The organism is Marinomonas sp. IMCC 4694 (assembly GCF_008122525.1).
GTDB lineage: Bacteria > Pseudomonadota > Gammaproteobacteria > Pseudomonadales > Marinomonadaceae > Marinomonas.
In genome coordinates, this window is sequence record NZ_VSRV01000001.1 from 3,290,161 (window position 1) to 3,304,752 (window position 14,592).

Consider the following 14,592-nt stretch of genomic DNA (forward strand, 5'->3'; position numbering starts at 1 on the left):
GCTGGTGAGTTAGATCCAGTTAATCTGAATCGGGCCACACCATCTGCGCAGGACAAACATTTTTCAACGTTGTTATTAAACCCCGAAAGGTTCCTGCGGTCTTTGACGGCCTGCTCAACACATTAATGAAGGCAGACCCCAAAGCGCATAACCTAAATGCTTACTTCGTAGAAGTAAGAGCACCTAGATCAATTTGTAGACCAGGTCCCATTGTAGAGGACATAGTCACTTTTTTCAGGTAAATACCTTTAGATGAAGCAGGCTTAGCACGACGTAAGTCAGACAAAAGTGCTTCAAGGTTGCCTCGGATAGCATCCGCTGCGAATTCAATAGAACCGACTGCTGCATGGATGATACCGTTTTTATCTGTACGGTAACGAGCTTGACCTGCTTTAGCGTTCTTAACCGCTGTTGCAACATCAGGCGTTACTGTGCCAACTTTTGGGTTAGGCATTAGACCACGTGGGCCTAAAATCTGACCTAGCTGACCAACGATACGCATTGCATCCGGTGACGCAATAACAACGTCAAAATCAAGGTTGCCTGCTTTAACCTGCTCGGCCAAATCTTCGAAACCAACCACATCTGCGCCAGCTTCTTTCGCTGCTTCGGCATTTGCACCTTGTGCAAACACAGCAACACGAACATCTTTACCTGCACCGTGAGGCAATACAGTAGAACCACGAACAACCTGATCAGATTTACGCGGATCAACCCCAAGGTTAACAGATACGTCAACAGACTCTTTAAACTTAACAGTAGAAAGCTCAGCCAAAAGCGCAACCGCTTCTTCCACTGAATACAACTTAGTTGCTTCTACTTTTTCTGCGATCAAACGAGCGCGTTTTGTTAATTTAGCCATTAGTTCACACCCTCAACTTCTAGACCCATAGCGCGTGCGCTACCAGCAATCGTACGAACTGCTGCATCCATGTTAGAAGCAGTCAGATCAGCCTGCTTAGCAACAACAATCTCTTCAAGCTGCGCACGAGTGACCGTACCTACTTTTTGAGTATTTGGACGTGGAGAACCACTCTTCAAACCAGCTGCTTTTTTAAGCAATACGGCTGCAGGAGTAGATTTCGTTTCGAATGTAAAACTACGATCACTGTAAACAGTGATAATAACAGGCGTTGGAAGACCTGGCTCAAGACCTTGTGTTTTGGCATTGAACGCTTTACAGAATTCCATGATGTTCACACCGTGTTGACCCAATGCTGGACCTACTGGTGGACTTGGGTTCGCTTGACCCGCTTTAACTTGTAGCTTGATGTAAGCTTGGACTTTCTTAGCCATTTTCTAACTCCAATTGGGTCACGGCCCTAAGGCTACCCGTTCAACAAAATCAGGCTTTTTCAACCTGACTAAATTCCAAATCAACCGGTGTAGAGCGCCCAAAAATAAGCACAGCCACTTTGATTCGACTTTTATCGTAGTCCACTTCTTCAACAACACCATTAAAGTCAGCAAACGGCCCTTCATTAACTCGAACCACCTCACCCACTTCAAACAACGTTTTAGGACGGGGCTTATCAACACCATCACTAACACGTTGAAGAATGGCGTCCGCTTCGCGAGTCGTTATTGGCGACGGCTTATCAGCCGTACCACCAATAAAACCAAGTACACGAGACGTACCTTTAACCAAATGCCAAGAGGCATCATTCATATCCATTTGAACCAATACATAGCCAGGATAGAATTTTCTTTCACTCTTGCGCTTTTTACCATCCCGAATCTCGACTATTTCTTCAGTCGGCACCAAGATGTCACCAAAATTTTCTTCTTGCCCCATAACCTGCACTCGCTCTGTTAGCGAACGCATTACGTGCTTTTCGTACCCTGAGTACGCCTGTACTACATACCATCGTTTGGTCACGAGCAACTCCTAACTAATTACCGAGGAAACGACCCAACCAAGGAACGAATCCACCCCCCATAGCACGAGAGACATAAAAACAACAACCGCCAACACTATTAAGGTGGTTTGCATGGTTTCCTGTCTGGTCGGCCATACAACACGGCGAATTTCAGTCTTGGCTTCTTTAGCTAAAGTAAAGAAAGACTGCCCTTTCACAGTTTGCAGTGCAATAAAACCAGCGACACCAGCCAACACCAAAATAGCGATTAGACGATACAATAGTGACTCAGCAGAATAATAGTTATTACCAATCACGCCTACCGCAACTAGCAGAACAACAATCGCCCACTTAAACACATCTCCACGAGACGCTTGAGCTTCAGTACTCGAACTCATACTTTAGGTGATCCCTAACTAAGAAATAGGATACGAAAGATGGCAGGCCAAGAGGGACTCGAACCCCCAACAGCCGGTTTTGGAAACCGGTGCTCTACCAATTGAACTATTGGCCTACATTCGTATGGGCGGAGGATAATACCCAAACATGCTAAATTTAGCAAGGGTATCTGCCCAAAAAACAGACAATAAAAAAGGCGTTTTAACCGCCTATCTTTTGCAATGAAATGCTGGAGCTCATGAGCAGATTTGAACTGCCGACCTCACCCTTACCAAGGGTGTGCTCTACCAACTGAGCTACATGAGCCTGGAGCGGGTAGCGGGAATCGAACCCGCCTCTTCAGCTTGGAAGGCTGAGGTAATAGCCACTATACCATACCCGCAAATGGTGGAGGGAGGTGGATTCGAACCACCGAAACTTTCGTGGCAGATTTACAATCTGCTCCCTTTGGCCACTCGGGAACCCCTCCACGTACTCAGCGCTACAACGCAACACCCCAAAAGGTGGGAGCCATTATATGAATCGCTTTATCAATTGCAAGCACTAGCAGGGATTTTTTTCTAATTTTATCATCATCTTACTTAGGTCAAAGCGAGACATAAAATCTTCCCACTCACTTTCATCAATCGGCTGATCAATCTCAACCTGCTGAAGAGACACGGTGCGCATATGCTCATACACATCAACCACATAACCTGACGCATTCTGAATGCTAATTTTCGATTGCTCAGCACGTACTTTTGACGAGTACAAACCAAGCGAAATGCGGTTTTTCATCTCTGCACGATTGATCACAAAACTGTCTATGGACTTAGCCGCTAACTCTTTTACTATACGATCAGCTAAAGCTGGCGTCTCTGGCGCAGCAATATAAAGCCAAAATTTAGCGCGCTTACCCGTTGACTCTTTTTCCTTGTATGGCCAACCAAGATCATTGAGAGCCTGAATGATCTGCTTTTTATCTTCTTGGTGTTCGGTTTCTAAACGCGGACAAAAGACCGCAGACGACCTTAAGTCATCACTCAAGCCTTTACTTAACGCTTGCTCAACTTGACTTGCAACGGAGACCGACGCTTCTATCTCTGGCTTTAATGCTGACACTTCTGAGAGTAATCGAATTTTTTCACTGGTAGGCGGCCCATACACCGAATCTTGTTTTTTCGTTACGGCTTCCTGAGCAACACGTTGCCAGCCAAAAAATGCAGCATTGAGTAACACCACGAACAAAAATAGCCACTTCATTTATTGCCTCTTATCATGTTGCTTCTCAACCATTCATCACCCACCCGCTTTGCACCCAAAGCCACAAGGTTAGATTCGCACACCACAGGAATACCAAGCAAATGCAATAGAGCTTGCGCATCTCCTCCTGTCACTACCCACTGATAATCCGCATAACGGTGGTACAATCGCTCCAAAAGCCCCAGTGCCATTTCGTAACACCCTTCTGTTACCGCCCTTCTCGTTGAGTTGGGTAAACCTTGCCCAACCGTAATCTCATTCACGTTATAACGAATTTTAGCGGTTTTCGACAACAATGCTTCTTCCATCATCGCCAACCCAGGCGCGATGTACCCACCAAGATGAACGCCACTATAATCAACCACATCCACTTTTATCGCGGTTCCGGCATCAACTACAACCACCTTGTCTTTTATTAAGTGATGAGCCGCCACAACACCTAACCAACGGTCTACACCCAACCGACTTGGTTCTCTATAAGCATTGAAAACGCCACACGCCTTAGCCTGACTGTAAAGTGTGAGCCATTGGCTTAACGGGAAACGGGCTTGCAATTCGACCTGCAATGAAAGGCTGTGCTCCTTAGAGCGCACACTCGCAAAATACAGTATGTGAGGCTCGAATTTTTTTTCTACTGGATAAGTATCTCGATGCACCCACAACACATCATCACCATGAAATGCGGTAAATTTCACGCTGGTATTGCCCGCATCGACAACCAGAATATTAGCTGCGCCGGACACTGATCTCTCCTCCATGTAACGCCACCAGCTCGCCTTTTTCTTCTAACAACAAGGCACCGTTTTCGTCTATGCCTCGCGCAATACCATGACGCTGCTGGGACACAGTACTCACAGTAACTGGCTGGTTAAATAACACATCATAAGCTTGCCAGTGATGCTGGAAGTGCTTCATCCCATGACCTTCTTCAAACAACTCACACAGCCTGACTAACTCTTTAGCAAGCTCAGCCAAGATCAGGTTACGACTTGGGCGCGTTTTTAATCGTGAAGCGAGATCTGTCCAGGGTTGATCCACTTGAGTCATGACCGTCACGTCCATCTCGACGTTCAACCCAATACCAATAATGACATGACACACATCTTGATCTGCCACCATTTCCAACAAAATACCGCAGATTTTTTGACCTTCTATTTGAACATCGTTTGGCCATTTTAACCCAGGGTTGGGAATGCCTACTTTTTTTAGCACTCGCGCCACCGCCACACCCACCGCAAGGCTCAACCCTTCAACAACACTGGGGCCATTATCGAAACGCCAAGCAAAAGAAAAGGTGATATTTTTCGCCACGCCTGATTCCCATTGACGACCACGGCGCCCTTTCCCTTTCGTTTGGCGCTCTACCGAAAACAACACGGGCAAAGGTCGCCCATCGGCAATATATTGCTTAGCATCGCCATTGGTTGACTCCGTTTCAAACGCCAGTTGCACAACAACGTCATCCGGCACACCGTGTTGACGAAGCGCCTCTTCAGACAATAACTCTAGTGGCGAAGGCAAACGATACCCTCGCCCTTTCACTGAATGCACGGTCACACCAATCGATTCTAGTTTTTTCAGCTTCTTCCACACCGCCGCACGAGTCACTCCCATGGCGGCACCCAGCGCTTCGCCCGAATGAAATTCATTGTCGCTCAGCAACGCCAAAACAGTCTGCATCAAAACGCTCCCGTCACTGTATTATTCACTCGTTAATCGCATTTGCTCGTGTAAAGAAAACAATTTCTTTCATCAAGCCATTAAAATTAGGGTTCCAAGATATTCTGGCCGCATGAGGGCTCTTTTTTGATAACAGCTTAGATCGCTCCCCATACCAATTGTCCGCATCGGTACGGCAAGTTTGATACAAAGGCTGATCAGACCAATACCATGTACAAATACGATACTCACCGTTTTCACCATAATACGGATTTTCTGGGCTACCGTGCACTGCCATATGCGACAGCCCCGTGATTTTGGACATCGGCCAGTCGGTATTAAATACCTTAATACGATCCGAATTGGCGCTCATTTGCTCTCGGCTGTATACCACCATTTGGCTTTTTGACCCTATCATACCCTGCTTAAAAACATTTTCTGACACGGAAGCATCAACGGTCTGATCGTCCTCGGATAGCGCCATAAATACCGGTAAGGTTTTAGGATGATCCATCACCAGATTCTTAACTTCTTTTGATAATTTATACACCTGAGCAATCGCCGGTACAGGAATAGACGCGTACTTTGCAAAATCATCACTCGGCTCATGATCCAGCCAATCTGTTACGAATGCCAACCAGGGAGAAAGCCAATCCACAACGCTATTAACCTTAAACACAGGCGAAAACAAGATCGCGCCCGCTACGGAATCAGCATGCTGCCACGCGTATTCTGTCGCCAACGCCCCGCCCGTCGAAAAGCCACCCACGTACAAGACATCGACTTCTTCACGAAACTGATCGGCGGCGTGGCGAAATGCGTCACGCCAATCCTCACGCGTGACTGTCAGCAGATCTTCCGCTTTCGTACCGTGCCCCGGGAACAAAATGACTCGAACCTGATAGCACGCAGCCTGTAACGCTGCAGCCGAATCTCGCATAGAAAAAGGGGAATCCGATAGCCCATGAGATAAAAGCACACCGATTTTCGCTGCCCCTTCGCAACGGTCGGCATCGGGGCGCCGCTCAAACGGCATCACCGCAGCCAACTCTCTCGCTTTATCATCAGGGTTTACCCAGATTTTACGACCTTCAAGATAGCGCTCTGCCCGCTCTGTATACCGCGAGAAAGACTCATCTGCCTCGTACACAAAGGGCGACACGTTATCCGCTGCCACAGCAAGATTAACTCCAGGCAAAGCCAAAAGGCACACACACCAAAGGCGTATTTTTTGACGTATTAGCACAGCTTTCATTACATGGCTCTCATTTTTCATTTTGCACTTTTTGTATCCACCCAAAAAAAAGCGACGCTGTTCACACCCATAAGCTATGTTACTATCGAGCATACAGGCGCTACTTACCTTTAACTTACTCAAACGTATTCTTAACGATGACGAACCCACCTTATCCTCAGGCAGAACGAGTTCCTTCACTGTGGTTCCCACTGGTCAAAAAGTTCTATCAGGCTCATTATCCTAGCGGCAAACCCAATAAAGCCGACCCCATTTGGGCGATTAAAAATGGCGGCAATATCCTTTGTGCGGTTAGGCTCAAACAATGCTCGCCAAATCAACTGCTAACCGCCATGGTTACCGCGCCGTCGCACCGCAATCAAGGTCTAGCCAGTCGCTTATTGAACGACATTAAACCCTTATTGACTCAAACGCCCAGCTATTGTTTCGCGTTTAACCCTCTTGTGGACTTTTACACTCGTCATCATTTTACGATTATTTCTACCGACATGTTACCAGAAGCACTTAAAACTCGCTTTGTTGCCTATCAGGCACAAGGCCGAGGCATAACCGCGATGCGTTACGTTAATCCATCATGTTAACAAACTTAACAAGTGAACGCTGTCTTTAAAAAAACGCCCAAAAACACGTAAAACGAACTTAAAAAACACTTAATCTGGCTTAAATCTCTAAAACCACGCCACACCAGTTGACCATCTAAAAGCCCCTCCAGTACCTTTAATGGCAGACATTATCGTTGCGATAAGACCCTATATAAAAACAGAGGATTCTATGCCAATTAGCTTACCATCGCAGTCAAAAATGCTTGCCCCCAACTTTATTTTTGGCGTGGCAACCGCCTCTTTTCAAATTGAAGGCGCAACCGACGCCGATCATCGCCTCACGTCGATCTGGGATACCTTTTGTGCGACCCCGGGTAAAGTCAAAGGGGGCGACAACGGTGAGCAAGCATGCGATCACTATCATCGCTGGGAAGAAGACATTGCACTGATCAAAGATCTTGGCGTCGATGCGTACCGTTTGTCGATCGCCTGGCCACGGGTTATGAACGAGCAAGGCGAAGCCAACCAAGCTGGACTCGACTTTTATCAACGCTTATTAACCCGCCTCAAAGCGGAAGGGCTAACCGTCTTTGTCACTCTGTATCATTGGGACTTACCACAATACTTAGAAGACAAAGGTGGCTGGCTGAACAGAGAAACAGCGTACCAATTTAAACACTACGCTGACATCGTAAGCAACGCATTAGGCGAATGGGTCGACAGCTGGGCGACCTTTAACGAACCTTTCTGCGCCGCCATTTTGGGGTACGAACTCGGTATTCACGCGCCGGGGTTAAGCAAACCAGAATATGGCAGACAGGCCGCCCATCATATTTTACTCGCCCATGGCTTGGCCTTGCCCGTTATTCGACACAACGCACCGAACGCTCAGGTCGGCATTGTACTCAATATGAACCGCTCTTACGCCGCCAGTGAAAAAGCCGAAGACCAGTTTGCTTGCCTAATGCGCGACATACTTGATAATCAATTCTTTATCGAACCACTTATGAAAGGCCAATACCCTCAACTGCTTAATAAGGTCGCACCTCAATACTTACCGAATATTTTACCGGGCGACATGGCGATCATTTCTCAGCCGATCGACTTTTTAGGAATGAACTATTACACCTGCAACCACAATGCCTATGACGCCAACCATCTCTTCAAAGACGTCAAAAACGCTCAGCCCGTAGAATACACCGACATCGGCTGGGAAATTGCCCCTCACGCTTTTACCGAGCTGCTAGTGAATCTCAACAAACAGTACAGATTACCGCCTCTCTATATTACCGAGAATGGCATGGCCTGCGCTGACCACAACATCGATGGCGACATAAACGATGAACAAAGAGTACGATACCTACACAGCCACTTAAACGCCGTACATCATGCCATAGAAGCAGGCGTCGACATTCGTGGCTACTTTGCATGGAGCCTGATGGACAACTTCGAGTGGGCCGAAGGCTACAGCAAACGCTTTGGTCTAATTTATGTGGATTATCAAACGCAACAGCGAACAATGAAGCGCAGCGGACACGCTTACCGCGCATTAATGGACAGCCGAGCAGGTTAATCCCCCCACGACAGGCACCCGTAAAAACAATCAAACAGACAGACGCTTAATAGACACTTACTCCAGCGGCCTCCATCTTGAGGCCGCTTCCTTACTTGATGCTCAATCCTCACCTTGAACTTCGCTTACAAGTGACCCATATTGCTTCAATACGGGTACACCGAATTAAACCGAGGAAACACAATGTCAAATTTATTGGATAAATTGAACTGGCGTTACGCCACCAAAAAAATGGATTCGAGCAAAGTCGTCGAAGAAGAAAAAGTAGAACGTATTTTAGAAGCAATTCGCCTAACCGCCACGTCCAGTGGCTTACAGCCTTACGAAGTAGTTGTCGTGAAGAATACGGCCTTGCGTGAAGCCATCGTTCCGCATGCTTGGAACCAAGCCCAAATCACCGATGGCTCCCATTTATTAGTGTTCGCCGCGTGGGATAACTACACCGAAGAACGCATTAACCAGATGTTCGACCTCGTCAACGACGAACGCGGTTTCGTGAACGAAGGGTGGGAAAACTACCGTAAAATGATCTTGGGCGCATACCCGCCACGTGATGCCGATGTTAACTTCCAACACGCTGCGCGTCAGGCGTACATAGGACTAGGCACCGCGTTAATTGCCGCCGCTGAAGAAGGTGTCGACAGCACACCAATGGAAGGCTTTGATCCTGTAAAAGTTGACGAGATTTTAGGCCTTACCGAACGCGGCTTACGCTCTGTTATCTTGCTGCCTTTGGGTTACCGTGCCGAAGAAGGCGATTGGCTAAAAGATCTTAAAAAAATCCGCCGCTCCAAAGCACAGTTCATCACTGAAATGAACTAAAAACAGGTACTAAAAAACATGCACTGAACATCAAGGCGCTTTTCCACTGTTTACGCCGTACTGGCGTAAACAAAGCCTAACAATAGACAAGGTTCGAAGATGATGAAAATCTTAAGTGTTCTATTTCTCGCGTGGTTGTTAAGCGCCTGTTCAACGAATGATAACTGGCGAACGGCCAGCCGAGAACCAGCAGGCATTTCGCCCTTACCAAGTGAAGAAAAAGCCGCAGTGATCGAGTTCTATGCGGCCGATGCATTCAGTTGGCGTGGTTGGTTTGCGGTGCACACTTGGGTTGCGATCAAAGAAGCCAACGCCGCAGAATACACGGTGTATGAAGTCACTGGCTGGCGAGTACGTCGCGGCTTACCGGCGCTGTCTGAATACAGCACAACCACACCAGACCGCTACTGGTTCGGCGCAAAACCCAAAAAAGTGCTGTCGATCATTGGGCCAAAAGCCGACGAATTGATTCCACAAATTCGTGACGCCGTTAAGCGCTATCCTTGGGCGAATGAATATACGGTGTTTCCGGGCCCTAACAGCAACACCTTCCCCACTTGGCTGGGTTTGCAAGTGCCGGAGTTGCACCTAGACATGCCTTTCAGCGCCATTGGCAGCGGCTACGCGCATCATCGGCCCTAGTGTTGGCTTTCGATTTCTCTTAAGCTTAAAGACAAACACTTAATTTATGGGACGACGCGACGCCTCATAAATTAAGTCATTATTTAGAACGCCCCCATATTGACCCGTCATACGCCTTACGCTACGTTTTCTCACTGGAAAATAAAGCGTCTCAACCCTGTCTTGAAAGTGACCTTTCCACCCTAACTTTTTGGCCTAACGCGCTTCTCTCGGTAACAATAACTCATGCTCGTGAATCATCACGAGCCTCGAAAAAAGGCAAAAAACATGGCTCTGGATGTCGCTTTCGAAGCACAAAAAACACAGCAGCGTCTTTTATTGGAATTGGATTTCAGCCAGCTCACCGTGCAACAAAAGTTGACCTATGAGCAACGGTTTACTCTTCATTTCCCCGCGCTGTTCGAACAACTGTTCCCACTCTATGGTCATTGTTTCGATTTGCACTATCACCTAAAAATGTTATTGCAATCGTTTATCGACTTTCAGAAAAAAAAGCGTCCCGCTCAAATAAAAGATAAATCCGAATTTTGGTTTGAATCGAATAAAAACGTCGGCATTGCCGTGTATGTCGACTTGTTGGCCGATGACTTAAATTCATTGATCGAAAAAATCCCCTACTTTGAGTCGCTGGGCGTGAATTATGTTCACTTAATGCCATTGTATTTATCACCTGAAGGGAACAGTGACGGTGGTTATGCCATTTCTGATTACAGAACCGTCGCGCCCACCCTTGGCACCAACAAAGATCTAAAAAATCTCGCATCCGCCTTACATAAAAAAGGCATTCGTATGGTGCTGGATTTTGTCTTCAACCACACGTCAGACGAACACCGATGGGCGCAAGCAGCGCAATCGGGAGACAAAGAGTACCAGGAATATTATTATTTTTTAGGCGAAGATGAAGCCGCTGAATACAACCGCACTGTACGCGAAATTTTCCCCCAAGTACGTCGTGGAAGCTTCACCCATTACCCTAAGCTCAACAGCCACGTTTGGACTACCTTTAATTCATTCCAATGGGATTTAAACTATACAAATCCCGCGGTCTTTGTGGCCGTTGTGGATGAAATGCTGCACTTGGTATTAAACGGATGCGACGTGTTACGGCTCGACGCGCTGGCATTCGTGTGGAAAGAAAAAGGCACCGTATGCGAAAATCTACCCAAAGCACACAACCTCATCAAAGCCTTCAAGGCGTGCTTAGACATCGCAGCGCCGCAGGTGGTATTCAAGTCAGAAGCCATCGTACACCCAGATGAAGTCAACAAATACATAGGCGCCGATGAATGCACCTTATCGTATAACCCTTTGATGATGGCGTTATTATGGGAAAGTCTAGCGACACGAAAAACGTCGCTATTGTATCAATCCCTGGAACGCAGCTTTCAAATTCCGAAACACACGACTTGGGTAAACTACATACGCTGTCACGACGACATCGGCTGGTTATGGGACGATGCAATTTCTGAGCGGTTGGGCATAAACGGTCACGGTCATCGACAGTTCTTAAACCAATTCTATACAGGTCAATTTGACGGATCTTTCGCTGCAGGCGTACCTTTTCAAGAAAACCCCGTCAATGGCGACTGCCGAGTGTGCGGCACCCTAGCATCCCTCGCAGGTGTTGAAAAAGCCGTACAAGCCAACGACCCCGTGTTACTCGATCATGCTCTGATGCGCATCCGTCTGTTGAACGGTATTAACTTCGCCATGCCAGGGATTCCGCTGCTGTACCAAGGCGATGACCTTGGCGTACTCAATAACAATGACTACCTTAGCGACACAACAAAAGTCGACGACAGCCGCTGGGTGCATCGTAAAAAAATTACACAACAAGATTTCAAACTGGCCGAAGACCTTTCAGCGCCGCAAGGTAAAATCGCTCGGTTAATTCGAGACATGATTCAAATACGCAAAGCCAATCCGATTTTTGGTGCAACCCAATTTGAACTGATGTCACTCAACAGCGAACATCTGTTTGCGTTTAAGCGAACGTCAGGCGAACATACCTTATTGGTCATTGCCAACTTGAGCGAACACCGCGTTTCGCTTGCGAAACCACTCAGCGATCTTCTTGGACAACACACTGCTGTCGATTTCTTAACGGACCAGAACATTGACTTGCTTGGGTTAGTGGCAATCGAGCCACTGGATATTCTCTGGCTTACCCAGCCTTAATTTCGTGTTTTCTGTTCAGAAAATACAGCAATAAAAAAACGGGCTTACTGTAAAAGTAAGCCCGTTTTTTAGTCACCTTCATATTGTTGAAGAAGAATCAGTGCTTGGTCATCCCAGGGTTTGGAATGAAGTTGATTACAACTTCTTCGGCATCCGGTGCGCTGCTGTGCGGTTGATTCACTCGAGTTGGAATCTCCGTTGGCTGCGCCTGAACAATGGTCGATTGCTCGTCCGTATAACCGCATAAGATACACTCACGATATTGCTTTTCAGCGTCGTCATCGCGCCATGCACGAATCTTATCCATCTCACTGCAACGAGGGCACACCGCCCCAGCGATAAAGCGTTTTACTGTCATAACCTTACACCTTCTAACCTCTACGCCGCGATGCCGCTGTGTCTCAATAAGGCATCGGTACTTGGCTCACGACCACGGAACTCAGCGAACAAATCCGCTGCCGGACGGGAGCCGCCATTTGCCAATATGGTATCACGGAAGCGTGCACCGGTATCTTTATTGAAGATGCCGTCTTCTTCAAATTTTGAAAACGCATCAGCGGACAAGACTTCAGCCCATTTGTAGCTGTAGTAACCGGCCGCGTAACCGCCTGCAAAGATATGCGAGAAGCTATTTTGGAAACGATTAAACTCAGGCGGTGTAGTCACCGCGACTTTACTGCGCACATCGTCGATAACCGATTGAACAGAAATGCCTTTTTGGTACTCCATATGCAAACGGAAGTCGAACAAGGAAAATTCCAACTGACGCATCATCTGCATGCCGGATTGGAAGTTTTTCGCTGCTAGCATCTTGTCTAACAAGTCTTGTGGCAACGGCTCGCCCGTTTCGTAATGACCGGCAATATGAGCCAATGCTTCTGGTTCGTAGCACCAGTTTTCCATGAATTGACTTGGCAACTCGACCGCATCCCACGCCACACCGTTAATACCCGATACAGAAGACACATCCACTTGGGTCAACATGTGGTGCAAACCATGACCAAACTCGTGGAACAAGGTGGTGACTTCGTCGTGCGTCAACAAAGCCGGTTTGTCACCGATAGGTGGCGTAAAATTACATACCAAATACGCGATCGGCAATTGCAAACGGTTGTCGCTCAAACGACGACGAGTACGGCAAGAATCCATCCATGCACCACCACGTTTTGCTTCACGCGCGTACGGGTCTAGGTAGAAACGAGAAACGTCTTCCCCATCTTTGCTGATAGTAAAAAGCTGCAAGTCCTTGTTATAGCTGTCGAAATCTTTTTCTTCGCGAATGTCCACACCAAATAAGGTTTGTGCCACGTGAAACAATCCAGACAAAACCTTGTTCATTGGGAAGTAAGGACGCAGTTCTTCTTGAGAAATACTGTACTTATGCTGACGCAATTTTTCCGCGTAGTACGTCATGTCCCAAGCGTTCAATTTTTCCACGCCGTTTTCGTCTTTCGCGAACGATGTTAGCTGCGCAAGATCTTGTTCTGCCGAGCTTTTTGATTTTTTCGCTAAGTCATCTAAGAAATCAATCACCTGCTGTCCGTTGTCGGCCATTTTGGTCGCAACGGACAATTCCGCGTAATTATCGAACCCTAAAATCTGCGCCATCTCATGACGTAATTGCAGAATTTCATCGATCAAAGGCGCGTTATTAAACTTGATGTCGCCGCCTTGATCAGACGCGCGCGTTGCAAAAGCGCGGTACATTTCTTCGCGAAGTTCGGCATTGTCGGCGTAACTCATTACTGGCATGTAAGAAGGAAAATCTAAGGTGAACAACCAGCCGTCTTTTTCTTTGGCTTCGGCCATTTGTTTGGCTTGTGCCAACGCAGATTCTGGCAAACCAGACAGTTCGCTTTCGTCAGTGATTAACTTGCTCCAGGCTTGTGTCGCATCCAACACGTTTTCACCAAACTGACTGCCCAACTCAGACAAACGCTGGCTGATCTCGCCATAGCGTTTCTTGACGTTGCCTTCTAGACCCACACCAGACAATTCGAAATCGCGGATCGTTTGAGTTAAGGCTTCGGTTTGTGCTTGATTCAGCTCTTTTGCCGCTTCACTTTCAGCAAGATTTTTATAAGCTTGATACAAGGCTTTGTTCTGGCCAAGATCCGTATAAAACTGTGTCAATTTTGGCAAGCAGGCGTTATAAGCCGCACGCAATTCTGGGGTGTTTTTTACGGAATTCAAATGGCCAATTGGCGACCAAAAATTGTTTAGGTCGTCGTGCAATTGATCCAAAGGCAAAACAAGGCTTTCCCATGTTGGATGCGTATTTTCGCTCACACAGGCGTCTATTGCCGATTGATTATGCTTCAGTAGTTTCTCTAGATCCGCTTCGATGTTCGCTACATCGACGTCGGTAAAATTCGGTAAGCTGGTCGCGTCCCATACAGACTGTGACATATCGTGATATCC

General features: G+C 47.2%; 15 protein-coding genes and 4 tRNA genes. 5 read left to right on the forward strand and 14 right to left on the reverse strand.

The features are described 5' to 3' along the window. Positions 1-160 precede the first annotated feature (160 nt). The 12 genes from rplA to FXV75_RS15170 form a co-directional block, all read right to left on the reverse strand. Positions 161-862, reverse strand: coding sequence for a 50S ribosomal protein L1 (gene rplA / locus FXV75_RS15115; protein ID WP_148834718.1), 702 nt, complete (start codon positions 860-862; stop codon positions 161-163). Continuing rightward, the gene (gene rplK, locus FXV75_RS15120; protein WP_111608618.1) at positions 862-1,296 is read right to left on the reverse strand and encodes a 50S ribosomal protein L11; all 435 of its coding nucleotides are present in this window, start codon (positions 1,294-1,296) and stop codon (positions 862-864) included. Before rplK ends, rplA begins: the two co-directional genes overlap by 1 nt. 49 nt (positions 1,297-1,345) lie before the next feature. Continuing rightward, entirely contained in the window at positions 1,346-1,879 is a 534-nt protein-coding gene (gene nusG, locus FXV75_RS15125) for a transcription termination/antitermination protein NusG (RefSeq protein WP_148834720.1), read from the reverse strand. A gap of 9 nt (positions 1,880-1,888) precedes the next feature. After that, on the reverse strand, positions 1,889-2,257 hold the full coding sequence (gene secE / locus FXV75_RS15130; RefSeq protein WP_148834722.1) for a preprotein translocase subunit SecE: 369 nt from the start codon (positions 2,255-2,257) through the stop codon (positions 1,889-1,891). Between the two features lie 40 nt (positions 2,258-2,297). Continuing rightward, a tRNA-Trp gene (locus FXV75_RS15135) sits at positions 2,298-2,373 on the reverse strand. A 115-nt stretch (positions 2,374-2,488) separates the two neighbouring features. Then, positions 2,489-2,564: transfer RNA gene (locus tag FXV75_RS15140), tRNA-Thr, on the reverse strand. A 1-nt stretch (position 2,565) separates the two neighbouring features. Beyond that, positions 2,566-2,640 (reverse strand) — tRNA-Gly (locus FXV75_RS15145). Between the two features lie 3 nt (positions 2,641-2,643). Next, positions 2,644-2,727 (reverse strand) — tRNA-Tyr (locus tag FXV75_RS15150). 74 nt (positions 2,728-2,801) lie between these two features. Continuing rightward, on the reverse strand, positions 2,802-3,500 hold the full coding sequence (locus FXV75_RS15155) for an SPOR domain-containing protein (RefSeq protein ID WP_148834724.1): 699 nt from the start codon (positions 3,498-3,500) through the stop codon (positions 2,802-2,804). Beyond that, complete coding sequence (locus tag FXV75_RS15160; RefSeq protein WP_148835463.1) at positions 3,497-4,243, reverse strand: type III pantothenate kinase; 747 nt, start codon at positions 4,241-4,243, stop codon at positions 3,497-3,499. Before FXV75_RS15160 ends, FXV75_RS15155 begins: the two co-directional genes overlap by 4 nt. Next, positions 4,227-5,180: a biotin--[acetyl-CoA-carboxylase] ligase gene (locus FXV75_RS15165; RefSeq protein WP_148834726.1), complete on the reverse strand. Its 954-nt coding sequence runs from the start codon at positions 5,178-5,180 to the stop codon at positions 4,227-4,229. Before FXV75_RS15165 ends, FXV75_RS15160 begins: the two co-directional genes overlap by 17 nt. Before the next feature lie 25 nt (positions 5,181-5,205). Next, entirely contained in the window at positions 5,206-6,414 is a 1,209-nt protein-coding gene (locus FXV75_RS15170) for an alpha/beta hydrolase (RefSeq protein WP_262368572.1), read from the reverse strand. A 137-nt stretch (positions 6,415-6,551) separates the two neighbouring features. On the opposite strand from FXV75_RS15170, the gene FXV75_RS15175 reads away from it, so the two are divergent. From FXV75_RS15175 to FXV75_RS15195, 5 genes are all read left to right on the forward strand, one after another. Beyond that, positions 6,552-6,995, forward strand: a complete 444-nt coding sequence (locus tag FXV75_RS15175) for a GNAT family N-acetyltransferase (protein WP_148834728.1) — start codon at positions 6,552-6,554, stop codon at positions 6,993-6,995. Between the two features lie 190 nt (positions 6,996-7,185). Continuing rightward, a complete protein-coding gene (locus FXV75_RS15180; protein ID WP_148834730.1) occupies positions 7,186-8,529 on the forward strand; it encodes a GH1 family beta-glucosidase in 1,344 nt (447 codons plus the stop codon). Positions 8,530-8,712: 183 nt separating this feature from the next. Further along, positions 8,713-9,351: an NAD(P)H-dependent oxidoreductase gene (locus FXV75_RS15185; protein ID WP_148834732.1), complete on the forward strand. Its 639-nt coding sequence runs from the start codon at positions 8,713-8,715 to the stop codon at positions 9,349-9,351. 99 nt (positions 9,352-9,450) lie between these two features. Continuing rightward, the gene (locus tag FXV75_RS15190; RefSeq protein WP_148834734.1) at positions 9,451-9,993 is read left to right on the forward strand and encodes a DUF3750 domain-containing protein; all 543 of its coding nucleotides are present in this window, start codon (positions 9,451-9,453) and stop codon (positions 9,991-9,993) included. Between the two features lie 267 nt (positions 9,994-10,260). Then, the gene (locus FXV75_RS15195; RefSeq protein WP_148834736.1) at positions 10,261-12,171 is read left to right on the forward strand and encodes an amylosucrase; all 1,911 of its coding nucleotides are present in this window, start codon (positions 10,261-10,263) and stop codon (positions 12,169-12,171) included. A 97-nt stretch (positions 12,172-12,268) separates the two neighbouring features. Here FXV75_RS15195 and FXV75_RS15200 read toward each other — a convergent pair whose 3' ends face one another. Beyond that, positions 12,269-12,529, reverse strand: coding sequence for a YheV family putative zinc ribbon protein (locus FXV75_RS15200; RefSeq protein WP_148834738.1), 261 nt, complete (start codon positions 12,527-12,529; stop codon positions 12,269-12,271). A gap of 20 nt (positions 12,530-12,549) precedes the next feature. Further along, entirely contained in the window at positions 12,550-14,580 is a 2,031-nt protein-coding gene (gene prlC / locus FXV75_RS15205; RefSeq protein WP_148834740.1) for an oligopeptidase A, read from the reverse strand. Between the last annotated feature and the right edge of the window lie 12 nt (positions 14,581-14,592).